The sequence below is a fragment of the Streptomonospora mangrovi genome (assembly GCF_027604915.1).
Lineage (GTDB): Bacteria > Actinomycetota > Actinomycetes > Streptosporangiales > Streptosporangiaceae > Streptomonospora > Streptomonospora mangrovi.
This window is the reverse complement of the sequence record NZ_JAJAQC010000018.1, coordinates 48,500-68,181: the sequence shown is the minus strand read 5'-3', so window position 1 is coordinate 68,181 and position 19,682 is coordinate 48,500. Positions and strand designations below refer to the sequence as shown.

Genomic DNA, 19,682 nt, shown 5'->3' with positions numbered 1-19,682 from the left:
CCGAGGTGGCGATGTCGGCATTCCTGTCCGCCTGCCCCCGGCGACCGAAGCGGCTGTGCACCGGGAGGTGGACGCGGTGATCCGCGCGGTCGGCATCCCTCATGGCGCCTCGCACACCGAAGTCATCGTTGATGTGGCCTGCCAGTGCACGATCATCGAGATCGCCGCCCGGATCGGTGCCGGGCACATCGGCCTCCTGCTCCAGCACGCCCTGGGCATCGAGGTCTTCGCGGCCCTGCTCGACGTCGCCTTAGGCCGCCCGGCAGTGCTCACCCCCACCGCCCACGGCTATGCCACCGTCCGCTTCATCGCCGCCCCGCACGCCGGACGGCTCGTCTCCGTGACCGGGTTTCGGAGGCCCGCGCCGGGGGTGCCGTTCGTGCGCTGGCGGGCGCCGATCGGCGGCATGGTCCACACCCCTTCGGCCAATGCCCAGCGGTTGGGCGCCTTCGTCGCCACCGGCACGGACGCGGCCGAGGTGGAACAGCGTGCCGACCTGCTCGCGCGACAGGTCCAACTCCGCGTGGTCCCGCCCGGCGACGCGGGTCAGGCCAGTTGGGCGAGCACGGCGGCCATCGCCCCATAGCTCTCGCTCACCGCCTCCGCCTTGCCCAGCCGGTACCGCTCCAGGCGTACCGCACCCAGATGCCGCGCCTCATAGACCCGCGCCCTCCACACCGCGGCCTCCGACCGGTCCAGCGGCCCGTAGGACTCCCAGAAGGCTTCGCGCTCATCGGCCTTGGCCGTCGCCATACGGATCGTCCAATCGGCGTCCGGGTCCCCGAAGTGGCAGCGGTCGAAGTCCAGCACGCCGCTTATGGTCGGCACGTCGGCGTCCCGGTCGAGCAGAGTATTCACAGTCCACAGGTCACCGGTCAGAAGGCGGGGTTCGGTGACCTCGTCCAGCACCGCCCGGTCGTGGCCGGCCGCGGCGGCGACCCTGCGCACGTCTGCCGCCTCCAGCCCCGCACCGTCCAGGTCGGCGGCGATGTCCTCCAGCGAGGCGATCACAGCCTCGCTCCACGTGGCGTATCCCGGCCCGGCCACAGGCCCGAAATGTGGTCCCCGCACATCGTGCACGGCACGGGTGATCGCACCCATCTGCCGGAAGAACGCCGGCCATGTGCTCCGCGGGTACGACCCCAGATGCTCTGGAGCCGGGACACCCTCCAGGTAGGTCTGGATCATCCAGTCCCGGCCGATCACCTGCCCCGTCCAGTCCGCGGCGATCACGTGCGGCATCAGGTGCGCGATCGGAGCAAGCCACGGAAAGCCGGCGTGCTCGTTCCTCATCAGGTGCCGCTCGCTGCGGAACTGCCGCGCCTTCGCCGGCGCCACCCGAAGAACCACCCGGCGGTCCCGCTCGGCCAGAGCCACGCGATAGACGTTGTTGTACATGCCCGATCCCAGCTCCACCGCGGACACCACTCGGGCATCGGAGCCGAAGACGCGGCGGCAAACCCTCTGGACCTCCTCGGCGGTCACCGGCTGCTGAAACGCCTGCGCCGTGCGCTCGATCGGGCGGAAGTCCATGTGATCCCCTCGTGGATGAAGATGCGCTGGCCGACGGCACGGGAGTGTGTCCATTGTCCCGGCCGCACGGGCGAGAGCCTCGTCGGCGGGGCGTCGCGGTCGAGCTGGATCGTGCGGCCGTGATCGGCCCAGCGCGTGAGATGGCGGTGAGGCCCCAAGGCGTCTGGGCAGATGCCGTGGCAGCCACAAAGCGGTGCCTTTGCCTCGACCGTGGCCGCAGGAGGCGAACGCCAGGAGGGGCGCGCCGGGCCAGAGCGGCCCGGCGATACTCCCGTCTCAACGGGGCGCCGACGCCCCGGATTCGGGCAACGGCGGGCCTGGGCGGCGGCGAACCGCGCGTCTGGCTCGGCCAGGTGGGCGAAGGCGGCCCCGTACCCGGAGGTGCGGCGGTGGTAGACGGCGCGCACCAAGGCGAGGTCAACGACCCGCGAGGGGTGGTGGTGCGGCCGTGCAAGCCCTTCCCGCCGCCCGCTTCCGCAGCGAGGGTCACCTCGCCCGGGAAAGTCGGTGACCGGGTCGAACCGGGCCATCGGCACGCCGCGCCGGTTCAGTTCGGTGATCACCGCATCAGCGCTGCGGTCCTCGACTTGGGCGCACACGACCACCGGGCGGCCGCTCACCCCTCGTCCTCGTCGCTGGCGGCTGCAGGGACGGCGGGGCTGGCGCGGCGGCACACCGCGCCGCTTCCGCTGGCGTGGCTGATCGCCCTGGCCTGGGTGGTGGCCGCCGGGGTGGTGGCGCTGCTGACCGCCGGGGTATGGCTGCTGCTGGACACGCCCGCCTGGGAGCCGCCCGAGGTGCTGCGCCCGCGCGACCTGGACGCGGTGGCCCTGCTGGTCATCAACTACCGTCGCCAGCGCACCACCGAAGCCGAGAACGACCGGGCCTGGGGGCCGTTCGACGTCGTTGAGCGACGCGCTTTGCTAAAGCGTAGGGCTGAGGGGACGAGCATCGATCCAACGGGCGATGAAGTCCTTGCCGTCTTCAGTAAGGACGACATAATGAGCACGACGGATCTCCGCTTGTTCTCTCATTAGCCGTAATCCGCCCCGGTCATTCGAAAGGGACACCAGGTTGTCTTCAACGAGATTCCCGATCAGCCATACCATCCCATAAGGGAGCATCGGATATCCTCTCTGGGCTCGGTATTTCACGAACCAGCGCAGAAGCTGCATCTCCATTGCCGTATAACGACTGTTCAGGACACCGAGGTTCTCCTTGTACTGGCGGACCGACTTCCGGTCGATCTCTCCCGCCGACTTCCGGCGGTGGCAGGTCGGGCAGAGGGCGATCAGGTTCTCGAACCTGTGCTCGCGCACCTTCGCCCAGTCGTCTATGTGGTCGATGTCAACAGGGTGCTGCCGGCACGTCGGGATAGCGCAGCGGTGGCCAGATTCGACGAGAACTTGCCGGCGCATCTCGGTGGGGATGGGAGGTCGGTCTGCCATGGCAAGACAGTACTCCCGCGCTCGACAGCTCTGACTCCGCCCAGATCAGCGCATCCTGCCAGTCATTGATCCATCCCTGCGAACGCAGTGAGGTGTTCTCAGCGACTTGGAAGCCGAGGATAAAAGCGCAATCATTGACGCAGCGGTGCGCGAGTTCCGTGAGGAGCTGGGCATCACCGTCGAAGCAGCCGACCTCGAACCGGACGACGTGATGCACAGCGCGGAGAACGGCAGCCGGCTGCATGTGTTCTTCGCGCGCCGGCCTCCGGAGCGGGCCGGCCCCGGCCGCCTACGCCGGCGCGCGGGGACTTACCGAGGACCTGTCGCTGACAGGCCAGGTGAGGCGGTCATTCCCGCCCGGGTGCGAAGGCTGGACTGGGCCGTGCGAAGCGGCGCCCCTCACCGCGCCGGGCGGTCTCATCAAAACGGTGACCGGCCGCCGACACATTGCTGACAGGCCAGTTCAGAGGTCTCTGTGGGTGTCCCGGGCGGAGGCGGACGCTGCTCGGGACGGTGGTTCAGTCCCCGGCGGCGTGGCGGGCAGCCATCGATAGAGCCCGGGCTGGCTGCGGGCCCTGCGGCGTTCTCGACAGACTGCCGCGCCTGGCGGGTGAAGGTCTCAGGGGGCGGCGAGCAGGAGCGCTACGGCGTGGTCGATCTCCTCGGCGAAGATCTGCACACGCCTGCCCAAGGCGTCGCGCCAGACCAACATGCCGCCGCGACACCACACGGTGGCCTGCGGGATGGAGACCACCGAGACGCGGGGATCGGCCACACCGTAGACCCGCTGCTGGCCGCGCGCTCGAAGGGCTTGCGCCAAGGCGCGGGCGCTGGCGGCGGCGTCGAACACCGGTTGGGCAGCGGCCGATGTGCGGGGTTTGACGGCGGGGGAGACGCGGGCGTGGCGCGGAGTGCGCACGGACGTGCGGCCCCGACCGCGCAGGCCCATCACTGGGCACCGCCGCAGCGGTGGAAGCGTGCCCACACGGTGATCCGGGTGTCTTCACGGTGCCAGCCCCATATGTCGGCGAGGGCCGCCACGAGGAGCAGTCCTCGCCCGGACTCCGCGTCGGGGTCGGCTGGACGGGGCAGCGGTACCGACCCGGGCCGTGGGGCGTGGTTGGTGACCCGAACTTCGACGTGGTGGGCGCTCTGACGCAGAGCGATCATCCCGACCGGGCCGGGCGGCGCCGGGAAACTCGAGTGGGTTAGAGCATTGGCGACGAGTTCACCGGCCACGAGCTGGATGTCGTGGCTGCGCGCCTCCTCGACGGTGGCCTCGGCGTTCCACGCGCGCACGGCGCCGACCTGGGAGGGATCGGACGTGGCGAGGATGCGGCAGAGGGTGTTCGGAGGCGGATTGGCGGGTGTGGGCCGGTGGGGCTGCATGCGGATTCCCTCCCTGTGCTGGTTGCAGGGCACGCCCGGTAGGGCACCGACATCTACACCCACCTTTTCAGGACCAGTCAATATGTGCCGTGAGAAATATCCGCACGTACTTAGAATGTTGTGGAGTCCAATTCTCGTATAACTGGACCGGTTTTGTAAGGCACTTTCCATTGCTTTCGTTATGGAGGAACGCGCAAAGGCGCGCGCCTTGAACGTGGCGCCGCCCCTCCGAGGGCGTGCGCGCCGGAGACCTCGCCGCCGCGTTACCCCGAGCGCGCACAGCGTCAGCCACGACCTCAACATCCTGACCGAGGCGTGACTGATTGACCGGCGCCGCCACGGCACCAGCATCCACAACCGTCCCAGTTCAGCCGCACCCCGCCTCATACGCGCTTCTGCACCAGTTCGCCGCCCCCGAGACCGCGCAGGACACCGAGGACGCCGACACGCTGCGCGGGGTCCTCGGCTGCCTCGCCACTCGCCGGCCCGGCTCCACAGCCGAGCACGTCACTGTAAGTCCGCCCCCAGCGGATGTGGGGCGGATGATCGGAATAATGACTCCTATGGATCAGAACTCGCTGCGGAAACTCGTTGAAGGCCAGTTGCTTCGGCTTGAGGGCAACGCCTTCCAGGATTGCATGGACCGTCTCGGCATGGAGTTGTACCCGGGTGACTATGAACCCGTGCGGGCCGCCGGTCCGAAGGGGGACACCAAGAATGACGGATACTGCCCTAAAGCTCGGGTGTTCTTCGCGGCACACGCCACGCGCGGCGAGCGGATTGATAGAACCAAGGCAAAGATCCGCAGAGATTTGGAGGGCTGCCTCCAGGAGCACCGTGACGTGAGGGTATGGCGTTTCCTCACAAACGATACGGCACCAGGCGAAGTTGACCAATTCATCGACAACGAACTTCGCCCCTTGTACAGGGGCGTCATTATTGAAGTGTGGGGGATCAAGACGCTTGCCGATGTGATCAGCAAGCTGAAAAGGGATCAGGTCGATCGAATTATCGATGTCATTACGGTGGACGACCCAGAGCCTCATGTCGTGGCGCTCAACCATGTGAAGACGGGGCGGGATCTTTGGCCTATCCTCTCTGGCTGCCTGGGGTGGTTAGAACACATCGAGCCAGACGACTGCTCAGACGAGGAACAGGATGTCATTGATAGTGCGGTGCAAGCCTTCCGTGACTGGAGCGATATATCGTCAGATATCGAGTACTCTCGTTCTGAGGTACGGGACGCGCAGCGGAGCATCACTGAAATCTTGAAAGAGCTGTCAGGGAACGGGCTCGTCCTCTACGCCGGTATGGGTCAGGACTATCCCCTTACTAGTGGTCCATCACCGTTCTTGGGTCCTGTGGCCATCTTCAAGATCGCTCGGGTACGTGGTGGTGCAGAGGGCACCCACTGAACCTACGAGGCGTACCCATATGTTCACATTCACTTGGCTATTCGAGGATGCTGGCGAAGTCTAGGACGGACGCCGTCGCGGTCATGGTGCTCCGTAGGTGCTCGGTGGTTTCGGGCCTACGCGGTGCACGGCGGGGTCGAACGGTATTGGTGGGTGCGCCCTCGCGGGTAAAACGGCACGTCAGAGAATGATTCGGCACTGGGCGGAAGGAGAATGACGGACTGGAACACCAGGCCCGTTGGCCGGGCTGCCACCTGCGGGCCCCATGTCTCCCCAGCCGGATGTCGGCGACATCTGCAAGAATGTGTCGTATACGTCGTCAGGGCTCACGACAAACACCAAGTCGCGAGTCGGCGGGTTGGGCGGTTCAACGAGTTCACGGAATTGGATGATCAAATGGCTGGGAAGCGTGCCAAAAAGTCGGAATCGCAATCAGCGCGTGACTGGTTCCTCGGCGATAGAGAGCCTCAACTGCTTCCCACTCCATGGCTTTCAGCCATGCGTTTTGAAAGCTTCGTTGAGCGCCTGTTGAAGGCTCAGACGTTTCTCGGTATGAACGAGCGACACGTCGCGAACATCGTTCGTTGGGGTGTTTCAGGTGACACGCAGGGCGGCATCGACTTGTTCGGCCACTTCAATGACGGTGTGCCCGCCGCCTGGCAGTGCAAGCACCTAAAGTCCTTGTCACCAGCACGGGTGATCCAGGCGGTACACGAGTTGACGTTTGAGGAAGCGAAGGAACTGTATCTCGTGTATTCCGATGTCGCGAAGATCGGCGCACGCAATGAGATCAAGAAGCATCCAAGTTGGCAACTGTGGGATCGACGGGATTTGACCGTGATGCTACGTGAGCTGCCGGTTCAGATCCAGCGCGAAATTCTTGACGAGTTTTGGGGGCAGGAGGTCAGGCGGCTGTTTTTGGAAAGTCCGGACGATTCATTCGTGTCGATTGAGACGTTCGCAGGCGAACGGCGGAGCCCCGAGGACGTGATGAACGATATCGCTCCCCTCGTTGGCCGGACGGCTGAGATGGACAGGATGAAGCGTGCCCTCGATCGTACCTCGGGCGATTTTCGGCAGGTTGTGGTGGTGACCGGCCCTGGTGGCCGGGGGAAGTCCCGCCTCTTGACAGAATCGCTTCTCGAACTACGGGAGCGACAACCGCACCTTCTTGTCATCTGTCTAAGGTCCGGATGGGTGTTCAGTGAGAAGGCGATGAGTGAGCTTTGGATTGGCGCCTCGGTAGTCGTAGTCGATGACGCTCACGTCGACACCGATGCGCTCGCGCCGCTGTTAAGGTTGGCTCGCAGCCGGGAGGACATCCAGATCGTTCTAGCGACTCGACCGAGCGCGCTGGAAGCCGTCACTCAACAGGTGATCCTGGCCGGTTTTCGGCCATCGGAGAAGACTAATGTTCCAGTTGGTGAGCTCACGAGAACGCAGGCTCAGCGTCTTGTGAAGGAGCTTACTGACGGAATGGGACTGAGTTTTGACCTACGGTCCTACCTGGCTGGTCAGGCAGAGCACAGTCCACACGTCGCGGTGATCACCACCAATCTAATCCGACACGGGGAGCTGACCGCGGCGCTGGCCGTCGACGCCAACCTGCGCGAGACGGTCCTTGCGCGGTATCGCGGCTTGCGCGAGCCCGAGGTCGATGGGTTCGACGGCAGAGCCACACGCAAGGTTCTGGCCACCTATGCAGCACTCGGAGCAGTGCCCTGTGAGGACCATGAACTGATGTGCCAGATCGCGGATTTCTGCGACTTGCTACCCCTCGATCTGATGCAGATCATCACCTCGCTGACTGACCACGGTGTCCTCATAAAACAAGGGGACATGTTACGGGTCGTGCCGGACATCGTGGCTGACAGCATTCTTGAAGACCAAGCAGCTTGCAGAAACTTCGATACCGGGTTCGTCGCCGCTCTCTGGGAAGCCTTTGGTCACGGGCAATATCAGCACCGGCTGATGATGTCCCTCGGTGAACTCGACTGGCGCCTATGCAGGCGCAACGGCCCTCGTGTCATGAACCGGATCTGGGCGATGATCCGTCATCGCCTGCAGACGTTGTCCTATGACGACTTGTATGACGAGTTGGGACACTTCCAGCAACTCGCGGCGACTCAGCCGCGAGCGCTGCTCGACGTGCTGGAGGGCCTACGGATCCGGCTGGACGAGGAGGACGGGTGTAATACGCCGGTTCCTCAGGACAGCGGTGAACGATCGTGGCGCGAGCTTAGTGGTCGGCCAGCTCTGGGCCGAGACGATGTTCGCAGCAAACTTCCTAGCCTGTACGCGAGCGCTGCCGTCCATGCACCCGAGCTCCTCGAGACCGCCTTGGACGCGCTATGGGCTCTACACCAGCACACCCCGTACCCGCCCCATTCAAATACAGAGAACGCACGGTGGGCAATTGAGCAGCATCTTGGAAATCTGATCAAACTTCCCCATTCCTCCTTCCCGGAACGCATCGTCGCGAGAGTCACCGAATGGCTCACCGAACCTGGCCAGGGTGAAAACGAAGCTACACCGCTGTTCGCCCTCAAACCCCTACTTGTGAAGGAGGAAGTTGCAACGGTCCAGATAGCTCCGCATACGATCTCGATGCAAGGAGTACCTATCGACGCAACAGCGATGCGAGCGGTACGCGACCAAATCCGGGCACTCCTTCTCGACCAGGCCCTCTCCCAGAATCACCACCGCGTCTCTCAGGCCATCGCGCTGTTGCAGCACGCCCTGCGTCAACCGCGCGGTCATTTTGGCCAGGGAGCCGATCCCGACATCATTCTTTCTTGGGAGGATGATGATCTGGCGACCATCGCCGTGCTGACCGAGATCGCGCGGCGAACGTCCATCCCCGCTCTCCGCCGCCGGGTACGCCACATCCTCACCTGGCCGGCAGAGCGCGCAAAGTCGTCGCGCGTAATGCATGCCGCCCTCACGACTCTGGCCACACTCGACGGTGTTGGTCACCTCGAAGATGACCTTGCAGACGTCCTTTTTGAAAGATGGCTCGTATCCACTAGGGTCCATCCGGGCGACGTGCCCACACTCGAAGAACTCGAAGCCTCCCGAGCAACCGAAAATGAGCGTACAGCAGGCCTGACCAAGAGTGAAATCCAGGCCGAACACGCTCAACAGTTAATACAGAAAAGTCAAGGCCGGCACGAACTCGAAGAAACCATAGTTGATGACATCGTGCGACGCCTCCTCCACTTCGGCACGGTCATCGAGATGCTCGACCTCCTGGACCGCACTGCTCGCGACGTTATCAACCTCCACCACGATCGATCCTGCAATCTATGGTCTGTCTGGCGGCGCATCGCACATCGGGCGCCAGAAATCCTCCCTGACATCGTTCGCGAAATCGCTGGCCGAGAACCCGGGCCACTCGACCGAAGTGTGTGGCATCTCATCAGACTTATGTTGCATTTCACCCCAGACGAGGGTGTAATGTGGCTTCACGGTGCTGTCGTCAACGAGCGCGGATCCATCAAAACGGCCATCGCTCACGCATTTGACCGCAATGCCTGGGACAACATCGACGACCTGCATGTCCTCTGGGTAACTGGCACCAGTGATCCCGATCCAAAGGTCGCGGATACGTTTCTCGGTGTAGGCGGCCCCTATCTTCGCGCGAAGCCTCTTGAAGCTGTCCCGTTCATGCTCGATAAAGGCATCACTGATGTTGCCGCCACCTGTGCTCTAGAGGGAGCCAGCGGCCTCGACGGATCAGCCTACGGAGCCGGACTTACCAAGGAGGAGGCCATTGCGGTCCTCCGGCTCATCGGACGCACCGACTACGAGTCCTATGAGGTTCAGCAGGTGCTCGTGGGCATCGCGTCCTCCCATCCTGACCTTGTACTGAACCATCTCGCTGAGAAAGACGCCGCAGATATCGCGCTGCGCGTCGACCTGCCCGGTCTCGGCGCCGTCTACGACGACCACCCCAGCGCGCTCGTGTCCTGGCTCCGCCAGAATCTCTCTCTTGACCCCGCCATCCAAGACCGCCTCGGTCGCGTGGTTGCCACAGCCATCAACGACCGCCTGACCCAGGCTCAGGGGACAGTCCTGGCCGAACTCGTCGCGGAACTCGACGCGGACTACCTCTTGGCACTGACCGAGGTACTGAGAAGCGTCGATACGTGGCCGCTCCGTCACTGGGTTCTTGCTGAGAAGATCATGAAGCGCGCTCGCATAACAGGCTGTCATGCAAAGGTCCGAAAAAATCTCCTGGGAACGATGCACCCCGGCCACTGGAGCGACTTAGACGGGGATTCCCCTGAATTGAATGATACTCTTGATCGCGCTCGACAGGCCGCAATCCAAGTCCAAGATTCGGACCTTCGTTCCGATTACGAGCGGGGCATAGAACTGGTGCAGGGCACCCTCGATGCTGATCGTCGACGTCACCAAGAGGACATTGAAAACGGATGGGATTGACGAACCGGCCTTAAGTTTCCCACGACAGGCGCTCCAAGCTCAAACGCCTGGTCAGCCGCGGAAATCTCGTCAGCATGAGGTGTCGGGCCCTTCGTCGTGCGTGCTCTCCACGCACCTGAAAATGATTCGGCAGCCAGGGCTTCGCGGCCCCGGTCTCGTGGTGCTCTCCACGCAAGATAGGAGTGAGCCCATCGTCACTGCCGTTGATGGCAATGGCAGTGACGGCGGCTCGTCGAGGCCCACTTGGAAGAGTCTGAGCGCTAAGGCGCGGTGGGAGAACGGCAGGGTGCACTGGTACGGAACCGCCTGATCGCCGAGGCCACGGTCTCCCGGCGTGAGGGCACTGCGGACGAGTCCTATGGCGGTGGCTGTCTCTGCGCGTGTGTGGCTTCTAGGACGTGCGTCCATATGTTCATATTTGCGTGGTTGTGCGAGGGGGCTGGTGAAATCTAGGGCGGACGCTGTGGCGGCCATGGTGCTCCGTGGGTGCTCGGTGGTTTGGCACCTGTGCGGCACACTGCGCGACAGATCGGTATTAGCGCGCGCCTTCTCGCGGATAGAACGGCACGTCAGGGGCTAATTCAGCACTTGGCGGTAGGAAAATGGCGGACTTCTAATCCGATGGTCGGGTGCTCTCCATGCATGTGGAGGCGGGTGACTGTCATCACGGACGAAGGCAACGCAGCGCTGGCTCACCGAAGCCGCGCTTACGACACCGAGTAAGACGCGCGTGCAAGAGGAGCAGGTGCAGGCTCCTGCGAAGCCGTTGTGTGCTCTCTGCCGCCGACACTGGCCTTCTTCCCCGGGGGCAGTGATGGCTTCTCCTTGCGAGGCAGTGTCGCGGAAACTGAGGACCTACGACCGGATGTGGCTTCGTAGTTCCCCCGCGCGGGCGCCGTTGGCGAAGGCCTCGCGCTCCTGTTGCGTGTAGACCAGCTTTGGATCGCGGGGGTCGGTGGTGCTCAGGGTGAATCCGCCGTCGGCGTGGAAGGAGGCCCAGAGCCGACCGGAGGATTCGGGGCCTTCTGCGATGAACGCGTCGAGGAAGCGGTCCCACTCCTCGGCTGTGACAGTCAGGGTCGGGCCGTCGGGGTGCTTGGAGTCGCCGACGAGGACGTGATCTCCCAGCCGTTTGATCTGCACGCACCCGTTGGGGTTGGTGCTGTAGGAGGACTTCACCCACGGGACGTCCTCGGTGTCGACCGAAGGCCAACGCCTCACGGCAGCTCCTCCAGGGCGGCGCTGATCATGGCTGAGGTCTCGGCAGGAGACAGGGCCAGCTCGTGCAGTTTGTCGAGGATGATCCTACAGCGGCTGGTATCGCGGGGTTTGGTGAGGAAGGTGTTGCCGGTTGTGCCCTCGGCGTGGCCCACGGGCGGGTCGTCGGGGAACTCCAGCAGCGCGACCGGGCCCGTGAGGCCGATATGGGCGCCCAGCGAGAACGGCAGAATCTGGATGTTGATGTAGGGCTTCTCCTGCGCCTCCAGCAGGTAGGCCAGTTGCTCGCGCATGACGGCCGGGCCGCCCACCGGGCGGCGGATGGCGGCTTCCTCCATCACCACCGACAGCCGCAGCGGCGGCTCGCGGTCGAAGTTCTCCTTGCGGCGCATGCGGACCTCGACCAGCGTCTCGATGTCGTCGGGGCGCTGGCCGAAGGCGGCCGCGTGCATCAGCGAGCCGGCGTAGGCCCGGGTCTCCAGCAGGCCGTGCACGAGGGTGGTCTCATAGGCCGTCACCGACAAGGCGTCGAGTTCGAGGCCGATGTAGGTGTTGAAGCGCGGCGGCAGGACGTCTTCGTACTGCTCCCACCACCCCTCGCCCGAGGCCGTGTCGAGTAGTCGGTGGAAGGCCGCGCGCTCGGCGGCCGGCTCCAGCCCGTAGAGGTCGAGCATGCGGTCGAGCAGGGCTGAATCGGGGACGAGGTTGCCGCTCTCGATCTTGCTGACCGTGGACGGCGCGCAGCCCAGGCGCTGGGCGACCTTGGTGCCGGTAAGGCGGGCGGCGCCGCGGAGTTCGCGCAGGTGAGCACCGAGCTTGCGGCGGGCTGCGACAGGGCTGCGCTGCTGCACGTCGATCCTTTCTAGTCAGGGAGGACACCAGTGTGGCGCGCTGGGCGGCTCACGTCCCGATCACCATCCTGACATGTGCGAGAAAGCGGACGAGAATGTTTCGAGCACTTGCCAGGAATATTCCTGAGAGGCATCATCGAACTCCTGGGCGCGACGGCAACCTCACGTTCCGCGGGGTTGGTCGACCGCCGCGCGGGGTCATCCCTGGAGGAGATCGTGAATGACACCACGGACGTCCTGATGCACTGGGCGAGGTTGCCGGTCGAAGGCGCCGCTCAAGCCCGTGCGCTGATCGGCTGCTGGCTCGAGCAGCACGGGTTCGACCAAGTCAAGAGGGCGGACGCGAACGTGATCGTCAGCGAACTGGTGACCAATGCCTGGCGGCATGGCCGTAGCCCGGTCACCGTGCGCGCATCGACGCCGCTGCCCCGGTGCGCCCTCATCGAAGTGCACGACTGCGGTGTGCGGGCGCCAGTCCTTCCCGCGTTTCCGGCGATCGAGGCAGCGGGCAGTCCCGAAGAGGGAGGGCGCGGCCTGCACCTGGTCACGGTCCTGGCCGGGGGGTGCTGCGGAGTTGTGCCTCGGGGAGGAGCGATGGGAAAGGCGGTGTGGTTCGCATTGTCTCCCACTGCCGTGCCCTCGTTCACGGCGATGTCGGCGCAGGTGCGCCTCCGCCTGCAAAGGGAACGCCTGGTCCTCGGCATGTGACCGCACCGCCGAGGAGCAATTGCAGGGTGGTGCCGCTTTCCTTTCCCGGCTGCGGCACCACCTGGCTCTGGCTCCACCAGGCCACATTGACCAACCACCGGGTCTGGACTGTCATGCTCTCTGCTGTTTTCGCTGTGCTGCTGGGCGCCTACGTCGCCGCGGGCGTGCGTGTGGACTGCGCTCTTCAGCACCGGTTGCGTGTTCACACCGGCGCCGGTCTCTGTTGCCGGTGCCGGCGTCGGCTGCACAGGCAGTGGCGGCGCTTGGAAGCGGAGGACCCTCTGTCCCGGATCGCTGGGATCCTGGCTGCGGCGTGCTGGCCGTTGACGCTGCCAACGGCGGGCATGCTGTTTCGGGGCTGTCCTCACCGTGAGGGGGCACCACGACCGAGCGCCCATGCCCCAGACGCCTAAGTCGCCGCTCGAACCGCGCTGCCAGGAATATGTCGGTGCATTAAGGATGGCACAGGAAAGATCGGGTAAATGCGTGCATTGCAATATCTTCTGTGCTGTTACCCATAGTATTCCTGGATACAGTCCATTTGCATCTCGATAGAGAAGTTCGCCGGTGATGCGGGCAGGAGACGGCCTGGCCGCGGAGTGGCGATGCTCCCAACACGGCGCATTTGACCCCCGCGCGAATTCGGCGATGCCAACCCCTTGGATTTGTGTGACCGTCGTATTACTTTCGGTAATCCGAAGAGAGTGATGCACGAGAGCGCAGCGGGGTTGCCGATGACTCGTGGGCGGGGTGCGGCGGTGGCGGCCGTATCGGTGCTGTTGACCACGGTGTTGGTGTCGTGTTCGGGCGCGTCTGCCGACCCTCCTACTGAGACGAGCGCCTCGCCGTCGCCCTCGGCCAGTGCCGCTGCGCCCGAGGAAGAGGCACTGGCCGTCTACGAGGGCATGTGGGCGGTGATCGCCGAGCAGTCGCGGACCACCGACCCCGATTACGCGGCGCTTGAGCCCTACGCCACCGGGCAGGCGCTGGACTTCGCGAGCGAGAGCCTGAAGGCGCGGGCCCAGGACGGTGTGGTGGCGCGGGGCGCCCCCGTCCACTCGCCGGAGGCCGACAATGTCGATGCCGAGGCGGCCGCGGTCGTCATCCGCGACTGCGTCGACACCACCGACTGGTTGCAGGAGGACGCCGAAAGCGGCGAACTCGTGGAGGAGAGCCCGCGGGAGCCCATCCGGCGCCAGGCCGAGGCCACCGTCAGCCGCGACGGCCAGACCTGGAAGGTCTCGGAGTTGCTGCTGGGCCAGGCGGGGTCATGCTGACCCGCGACCGCACCGTGGTCGTCGGCGGGCTCGCGCTCGGCTTCGTGGCCGCCGGCGGGTCCCTCGCCTGGGCCGACCCCGACTACTTCGACGGCAACGCGCGGTGCGACGCGCTGGGGTGCGAGGCCCAAGCCGAGTCCGGCGCCCATCCCTCCAACGCCCGCCCCGATGCGGGCGGGGGCGCGACCAGCGCTCCGGGCACCGGGGCCGTGCAGGCCGCCCCTACATGCGAGGAGACCGGCCTGGGCACGCAGGAATGCGAGACGCTCGTCGGCCAGGAGGATCTCGGCGACACGGCGGTCATCACGGCGGCCTCGGCCATTGATGCGGCCCGTGACGCACTGCGGCCGCCCACCCCGCAGATCACCACGTCCCCCTCGACCGGTCAGCCGGTGCTGGTGCACGTACCGGTCTGGTTGTGGGTGGAGGAGGACACCTGGCGGCCGGAGTCGGCGCGGGCCGACGTGCCCGGCGGCTCGGTGGAGGTCACCGCGACGCCGACCACGGCGCGCTGGTCCATGGGCGACGGGACCACGGTGTCCTGCGACGGCCCCGGCACGCCCTTCGTGGCGGGGCGGCATGACCCGGCGGCGGCCTCCCCGGACTGCGGCCACACCTTCACCCGTCCCTCCACGCCCGAGCCCGAGGGGGTCTACGACCTGGAGGTCGCGGTGGTGTGGGAGGTGGAGTGGTCCTCCGCCGAGAGCGGCGGTGCGTTGGAGCCGCTGGTGACCACCGCGGCCGCGGAGGTCGACGTGGTGGAGTCCCACGGCCTGGTGGACCGCGTCCCCTGAACGAGGAGTTCCCTGAACCCTGAACCGGAGCGAGCTGATGGCAGGAGTAGCCGAACGGACAAGCAAGCGCAGTAGTACACCAGCGACACCCGAGCGGCTGCTGAGCGCGGGGCCGCGCCGCTGGCGCTGGCTGGCCCTGGGCGCGGCGTTGATGGTGGTGGGAGCGGTGGCGGTGGCCGCCGCGCTCGGGCAGGTCGACCAGCGCAGCGGCATGGTGGCCGCCGCCCGCGACCTGCCGGCCGGGCACGTGCTGACGGCCGAGGACCTCCACGTCGTTGAGATCGCCGGGGCCGAGAACCTGGCGGCCGTCCCCGCCGGGCAGGTGGACGACCTGGTGGGGCAGCGGCTCCTGAGCCCGCTCCACGCTGACACGCTGATCGCTCCGCACGCGCTGGGGAGCACCGACGACTACCCCGAGCCCGACGAAGCGGTGGTCGGCGCGCGGCTGGCCGACAACCAGGCCCCGGCGTCACTGGCGCAGGGGGCCGACGTGGCCGTGGTCATCACCGCCACCACCCAGGGAGAGCCGCCGTCCGTGGAGGAGGCGCCGACTCCGGGCGAACCCGGTGTTCCGCAGGAGCAGGAGGCGGTCCCCGCGCGGGTCCAGTCAGTGGAGGCCACTGAGGACGGCGCGATGAGGGTGGAGCTGGTGCTGGCGGCGGATGACGCCGAGGCGGTGGCGCGGGCGGCCTCGGCTGACGCGCTGACCGTGGTCGAGGTCGACGGGGGAGCGGGCTGATGCCGGTGATCACGCTGTTCTCGCTGGGCGGCGCGCCGGGGGTCACCACCCTGGCTCTGGCGCTGGCCGCCTCCTGGCCTCAGGAGATGCCCACGGTGATGGTGGAAGCCGACGCCTCCGGCGGCGCTGTGGCCGCCTGGCGGCACATGCCCACATCACCCGGGGTGGTCGAGTTGGCGGCCGCCATCCGCGCCGATGACCTCCCCGGCCCGGACCAGAGCGGCCGACTGCTGCGGGACTGCACGCAGACGCTGCCCGGCGGCCAACTCGTGTGCCCGGCGCCGGCCACCGCCGACCGCGCCGTCGGCGCTGTGGCCATACTCGCCCGGCATCCCCAGGCACTGGCATCAACCGAAGCGGTGTGGATGGTGGACGCGGGGCGCCTGGCGCCGCGTTCGCCAGCCGCGCGCCTGGCGGCGGCATCCGACGCGGCACTGCTGGTGGTGGCTGACGACTTGGCGCAGCTCAAGCGCGCCAAGGAGGCGCTGCCGGCCCTGCGCGGGGGAGTGCGGCGCCTAGGCCTGGTCGTCACCGGGCACCGCCCCGACGGCGGCCAGATCGGCCAAGCCCTCGGCCTCTCCGTCCTCGAGCACCTTCCCACCGACCCCAAGGCGGCCGCCTTCGTTCGCAGCGGAGTACCGGCCGCGCACGCCGGCCGCCGCCCGTTGCTGCGCGCCGCGCGCTCGCTCGCCGCGGCACTGGCAGACGCGCTCCACCCCGACCATGTGCCCGCCCCGCCCTCGGCACCGCTTCGAGCGGGGGCGGCATGACCACCGAGCACACCGCTCCCGTCCCCACTCTCGATCGCGACGACCTGCTGGCCCAGTGGGCGCGGTTCACCGCCGGGGAGGCGATGCGCCGCCTCAGCGCGGCCGCGGCTGACGACGAGGGGCCGCTGGGCGGCGAGGACTACCGCCGCCGGGCCGAGCGCGCCATCCGCCAGGTACTGGACGAAGCCGCCCAGCGCGCCTTGAATCAGGGCCGTCCGGTGCTGAACGCATCGACCGAGCGTGTGGTGGCCCAGCGCGCGCTGGCGCAGGTCTGCGGCCTGGGCCCGCTGCAAGAACTGCTGGAAGACCCCGACATCGAGAACATCAACCTGACCGGAACCCAGGTCTGGGTGCGCCACTCCGACGGCACCCGTGAGCGCCGGGCGCCCATCGTCGCCAGCGAGGAAGAGTTGGTGGCGCTGGTGCGCCGCATCGCCGCCGAATCCCCCTCCGGGGAACGCCGCTTCGACCCGGCCGCCCCGATCCTGGACATGCCCCTGCCCGACGGGTCCCGCCTCAACGCCGTCATGGAGGTCGCCCACACCCCGGTCGTCTCCATCCGCCGCCACCGCTACCGCACCATCGCCCTGGCCCAGTTGCGCGAGGCGGGAACGGTGGACACCGACCTGGTGCGGCTGCTGCGCGCCGCCGTCCGGGCCCGCCGCAACATCGTCATCACCGGCGGCACCGGTGCCGGCAAGACCACGCTGCTGCGTGCGCTGGCCGCCGAGATCCCATCATCGGAGCGCATCGTCACCATCGAGGACGTCGCCGAACTCGGCCTGCACCGCGACACCGCCGCCCACCCCGACGCGGTCGCCCTGCACGCCCGCCCGCCCAACGTGGAGGGCGCGGGCGAGATCACGGTGGCCGAGCTGGTGCGCACGGCGCTGCGCATGAGCCCGGACCGGGTGATCGTGGGGGAGACCCGCGGAGCCGAGACGGTACCCCTGCTCAACGCCATGAGCCAGGGCAACGACGGCAGCCTCACCACCCTGCACGCCGCCTCGTCGGCCGGTGCCGCCGCGAAGCTGGGAGCCTACGCGGCGCAGGCGGCCGAGCGGCTGCCGCTGGAGGCCACCGCGCTGCTGATCGCCACCGCAGTGCACCTGGTGGTGCACATTTCGGCAACCCCGCAGGGACGCCGGGTGGTGACCAGCGTTCGTGAGGTCGTGGGCGCCGAAGGCCAGCACGTGGTCACCAACGAGATCTATCGGCGCTCCTTCGACGGGCAGATCCTGCCGGCGGCTCCTCCCAGCCCCGACACGATCGAACTGCTCGCCGCGCACGGCTGCGACATCACCCGCCTGGTCGGCGCCGAGGCAGGAGGGTGGGCCCCATGACCGCCACCGTTCTTCTCACCGGCGTCCTGGGCGGACTGGCGCTGGGCGCCGGGGCCTGGCTGATCCTTCGGGTGCTGATTGCCCGCCCCGGGGCCCGAGCACGGCTGCACGCTGACCGGCCGAAACTGTGGCGGCTCGCCGGTGCCGTCGGAGGCGGTGTGGCCGCCGGGGCGCTCACCGGGTGGCCGGTGGCCGCCGTGCTGGCCGGGGCGGGTGTGTGGTGGCTGCCAGGACTGCTGGGCCCCGACCGGGCGCATGCCGCCCGGGTGGCGCGGATTGAAGCGGTGGCCTCCTGGACCGAGCAGGTCCGCGACCTGATGGCCGCGGCCTCCGGGTTGCAGCACGCCATCGCCGCGACCGAGCCCATCGCCCCCGAGCCGATCCGCGACGAGGTGGCGCGGCTGGCCGCCCAGTTGCGCGGCGGCCGGGCCCCCGAGGCGGCGCTGGCCGACTTCGCCCACGCGGTGGCCACCCCCACTTCCGACCTGGTCGCCGCTGCTCTGGCCAGCGCGGCCGGCCGCCACGCCGCCGACCTCGGCACCCTGCTGAGCAGCCTGGCCCAGGCCGCACGCGAGCAGGCGGCGATGCTGGTGCGCGTCGCCGCGGCACGGGCGCGGGTGCGCACCGCCGCCCGCATCATCACCACCGTCACGCTGGCGCTTGCGGTCGGGCTGCTGCTGTTCAACCCGGTCTACCTGGAGCCCTACGGCAGTGCCGTCGGCCAACTCGTGCTGGCCTTCATCGGAACCCTGTGGGCCGCGGCAGTGGTGTGGCTGGGGCGGCTCGCCCGGACCGATGTGGGCCCCCGCGTCCTTATCCCGCCTGCTTCGGACCGGGAGGCGGTGAGGGTGCCATGAGCCCGTGGCTGCTGGGTACCGCGGGCGGCGCCGTGGCCGCCGCCGGGCTGTGGGTGCTGCTGGCGCTGCGCTGGTCGCGCCCGCGGCTGGTCGACCTGCTCGCCGATCCCCTCCCTCCCGCTCCCGTGCCGTCGCGCGCTCGGCGGGCCGGGTGGGCGGCGCGCCTGGGCGCCCACGGTGCCCCTGCTTTGGCCGCTCTCGGGCTACCCACCGCGCGTACTCGCCGGAGCCTGGCGATATGCGAGCGGGACACTGTCGCCTACCTCGCAGAAAAGACCACGGCTGGTCTGCTGGGATTGGGTGTTCCGCCGGTGCTGGGCGCGGCGCTGCTGGCGGCCGGAGTCGACATCTTCTCCCTGGCGGGCCTGCCCGCCTGGGCGCTGTTCGCCGCGGTGGCATGGCTCGCCCCCGACCTGGCGCTGCGCGACGAAGCCGAGCGGCGCCGCGAGCAGATGCGCCACACCGTGGCCGCTTTCGCCGACCTGGTCGTGGTCGCTCTGGCCGGGGGAGCCGGCGTCACCGGCGCCCTGACCGACGCCACCCGACCCCACACCGGCCCCGCGATGGCCACCATCCGCACCGCCCTGCGCGGAGCGGCCGTGCGCCGCCAACCGCCGTGGGAGGCCCTGCGCGCGCTGGGGGAGCGGTACCACCTGGGCGAGTTGGCCGAACTGGCGGCCAGCCTCCAGTTGGCCGGAACCGACGGAGCCCGCGTTCGCGCCTCCTTGGCGGCCAAAGCCACCTCCCTGCGCACCCAGCACCTCGCCGCCCTCGACGCCCAAGCACAGTCGGCCACTGAACGCATGAGCCTGCCCGTCGTGCTGCTGTTCGCCGGCTTCCTCGTCCTCATCGGCTACCCGGCACTCGACCTGATCCTGACCACCCTCTAAGACC

The 19,682-nt window shown here is 67.5% G+C and carries 18 protein-coding genes; 12 read left to right on the top strand and 6 right to left on the bottom strand.

What is annotated here, in order from left to right; translation table 11 throughout:
• The first annotated feature begins 67 nt into the window (after positions 1-67).
• Positions 68-586: a hypothetical protein gene (locus tag LG943_RS12760; protein WP_270072468.1), complete on the top strand. Its 519-nt coding sequence runs from the start codon at positions 68-70 to the stop codon at positions 584-586.
• On the opposite strand, the gene LG943_RS12755 is transcribed toward LG943_RS12760, so the two are convergent.
• Positions 547-1,533, bottom strand: coding sequence for a phosphotransferase family protein (locus LG943_RS12755; protein ID WP_270072467.1), 987 nt, complete (start codon positions 1,531-1,533; stop codon positions 547-549). The genes LG943_RS12760 and LG943_RS12755 overlap by 40 nt on opposite strands.
• A 389-nt stretch (positions 1,534-1,922) precedes the next feature.
• Here LG943_RS12755 and LG943_RS12750 point away from each other — a divergent pair, with 389 nt between their 5' ends.
• Positions 1,923-2,570, top strand: coding sequence for a hypothetical protein (locus LG943_RS12750; protein ID WP_270072466.1), 648 nt, complete (start codon positions 1,923-1,925; stop codon positions 2,568-2,570).
• Here the strand turns inward: LG943_RS12750 and LG943_RS27770 are convergent.
• The 3 genes from LG943_RS27770 to LG943_RS12740 form a co-directional block, all read right to left on the bottom strand.
• A complete protein-coding gene (locus LG943_RS27770) occupies positions 2,457-2,951 on the bottom strand; it encodes an HNH endonuclease (RefSeq protein ID WP_372451083.1) in 495 nt (164 codons plus the stop codon). The two genes, LG943_RS12750 and LG943_RS27770, sit on opposite strands and share 114 nt — an antisense overlap.
• 649 nt (positions 2,952-3,600) lie before the next feature.
• Positions 3,601-3,801, bottom strand: coding sequence for a hypothetical protein (locus tag LG943_RS12745; protein ID WP_270072465.1), 201 nt, complete (start codon positions 3,799-3,801; stop codon positions 3,601-3,603).
• 128 nt (positions 3,802-3,929) lie between these two features.
• Positions 3,930-4,370, bottom strand: a complete 441-nt coding sequence (locus LG943_RS12740) for an ATP-binding protein (protein WP_270072464.1) — start codon at positions 4,368-4,370, stop codon at positions 3,930-3,932.
• A gap of 563 nt (positions 4,371-4,933) precedes the next feature.
• Here LG943_RS12740 and LG943_RS12735 point away from each other — a divergent pair.
• Positions 4,934-5,785, top strand: coding sequence for a hypothetical protein (locus tag LG943_RS12735; RefSeq protein WP_217781961.1), 852 nt, complete (start codon positions 4,934-4,936; stop codon positions 5,783-5,785).
• A gap of 396 nt (positions 5,786-6,181) precedes the next feature.
• On the top strand, positions 6,182-10,231 hold the full coding sequence (locus tag LG943_RS12730) for an ATP-binding protein (protein ID WP_270072463.1): 4,050 nt from the start codon (positions 6,182-6,184) through the stop codon (positions 10,229-10,231).
• An 855-nt stretch (positions 10,232-11,086) separates the two neighbouring features.
• Here the strand turns inward: LG943_RS12730 and LG943_RS12725 are convergent.
• Together LG943_RS12725 and LG943_RS12720 are read right to left on the bottom strand one after the other, a co-directional pair.
• Positions 11,087-11,452, bottom strand: coding sequence for a DUF397 domain-containing protein (locus tag LG943_RS12725; protein WP_270072462.1), 366 nt, complete (start codon positions 11,450-11,452; stop codon positions 11,087-11,089).
• Entirely contained in the window at positions 11,449-12,300 is an 852-nt protein-coding gene (locus LG943_RS12720) for a helix-turn-helix domain-containing protein (protein ID WP_270072461.1), read from the bottom strand. The genes LG943_RS12725 and LG943_RS12720 overlap by 4 nt, the downstream gene beginning before the upstream one ends.
• 216 nt (positions 12,301-12,516) lie before the next feature.
• On the opposite strand from LG943_RS12720, the gene LG943_RS12715 reads away from it, so the two are divergent.
• From LG943_RS12715 to LG943_RS12680, 8 genes are all read left to right on the top strand, one after another.
• Positions 12,517-13,008 carry an ATP-binding protein gene (locus LG943_RS12715; protein WP_270072460.1) on the top strand — a complete coding sequence of 164 codons (492 nt, stop codon included), beginning with the start codon at positions 12,517-12,519 and terminating at the stop codon, positions 13,006-13,008.
• A 779-nt stretch (positions 13,009-13,787) separates the two neighbouring features.
• On the top strand, positions 13,788-14,285 hold the full coding sequence (locus LG943_RS12710; RefSeq protein ID WP_270072459.1) for a hypothetical protein: 498 nt from the start codon (positions 13,788-13,790) through the stop codon (positions 14,283-14,285).
• On the top strand, positions 14,279-15,079 hold the full coding sequence (locus LG943_RS12705) for a hypothetical protein (protein WP_270072458.1): 801 nt from the start codon (positions 14,279-14,281) through the stop codon (positions 15,077-15,079). Before LG943_RS12710 ends, LG943_RS12705 begins: the two co-directional genes overlap by 7 nt.
• 37 nt (positions 15,080-15,116) lie before the next feature.
• On the top strand, positions 15,117-15,818 hold the full coding sequence (locus tag LG943_RS12700; protein WP_270072457.1) for an SAF domain-containing protein: 702 nt from the start codon (positions 15,117-15,119) through the stop codon (positions 15,816-15,818).
• Positions 15,818-16,588 (top strand): P-loop NTPase family protein, encoded by a 771-nt coding sequence (locus tag LG943_RS12695; protein WP_270072456.1) that lies wholly within the window; start codon positions 15,818-15,820, stop codon positions 16,586-16,588. The genes LG943_RS12700 and LG943_RS12695 overlap by 1 nt, the downstream gene beginning before the upstream one ends.
• A complete protein-coding gene (locus tag LG943_RS12690) occupies positions 16,585-17,931 on the top strand; it encodes a CpaF family protein (protein WP_408648588.1) in 1,347 nt (448 codons plus the stop codon). Before LG943_RS12695 ends, LG943_RS12690 begins: the two co-directional genes overlap by 4 nt.
• Positions 17,928-18,788 carry a type II secretion system F family protein gene (locus LG943_RS12685; RefSeq protein WP_270072455.1) on the top strand — a complete coding sequence of 287 codons (861 nt, stop codon included), beginning with the start codon at positions 17,928-17,930 and terminating at the stop codon, positions 18,786-18,788. Before LG943_RS12690 ends, LG943_RS12685 begins: the two co-directional genes overlap by 4 nt.
• On the top strand, positions 18,785-19,678 hold the full coding sequence (locus tag LG943_RS12680) for a type II secretion system F family protein (protein WP_270072454.1): 894 nt from the start codon (positions 18,785-18,787) through the stop codon (positions 19,676-19,678). Before LG943_RS12685 ends, LG943_RS12680 begins: the two co-directional genes overlap by 4 nt.
• The last annotated feature ends 4 nt before the right edge of the window (positions 19,679-19,682 follow it).

Bases quoted from the DNA above. Each gene is read 5' to 3' on its own strand.
- LG943_RS12735 (WP_217781961.1), top strand. From the start codon at position 4,934: ATGGATCAGAACTCGCTGCGGAAACTCGTTGAAGGCCAGTTGCTTCGG.
- LG943_RS12690 (WP_408648588.1), top strand. From the start codon at position 16,585: ATGACCACCGAGCACACCGCTCCCGTCCCCACTCTCGATCGCGACGAC.
- LG943_RS12695 (WP_270072456.1), top strand. From the start codon at position 15,818: ATGCCGGTGATCACGCTGTTCTCGCTGGGCGGCGCGCCGGGGGTCACC.
- LG943_RS12730 (WP_270072463.1), top strand. From the start codon at position 6,182: ATGGCTGGGAAGCGTGCCAAAAAGTCGGAATCGCAATCAGCGCGTGAC.
- LG943_RS12740 (WP_270072464.1), bottom strand. From the start codon at position 4,370: ATGCAGCCCCACCGGCCCACACCCGCCAATCCGCCTCCGAACACCCTC.
- LG943_RS12685 (WP_270072455.1), top strand. From the start codon at position 17,928: ATGACCGCCACCGTTCTTCTCACCGGCGTCCTGGGCGGACTGGCGCTG.
- LG943_RS27770 (WP_372451083.1), bottom strand. From the start codon at position 2,951: ATGCGCCGGCAAGTTCTCGTCGAATCTGGCCACCGCTGCGCTATCCCG.
- LG943_RS12680 (WP_270072454.1), top strand. From the start codon at position 18,785: ATGAGCCCGTGGCTGCTGGGTACCGCGGGCGGCGCCGTGGCCGCCGCC.
- LG943_RS12755 (WP_270072467.1), bottom strand. From the start codon at position 1,533: ATGGACTTCCGCCCGATCGAGCGCACGGCGCAGGCGTTTCAGCAGCCG.
- LG943_RS12705 (WP_270072458.1), top strand. From the start codon at position 14,279: ATGCTGACCCGCGACCGCACCGTGGTCGTCGGCGGGCTCGCGCTCGGC.
- LG943_RS12700 (WP_270072457.1), top strand. From the start codon at position 15,117: ATGGCAGGAGTAGCCGAACGGACAAGCAAGCGCAGTAGTACACCAGCG.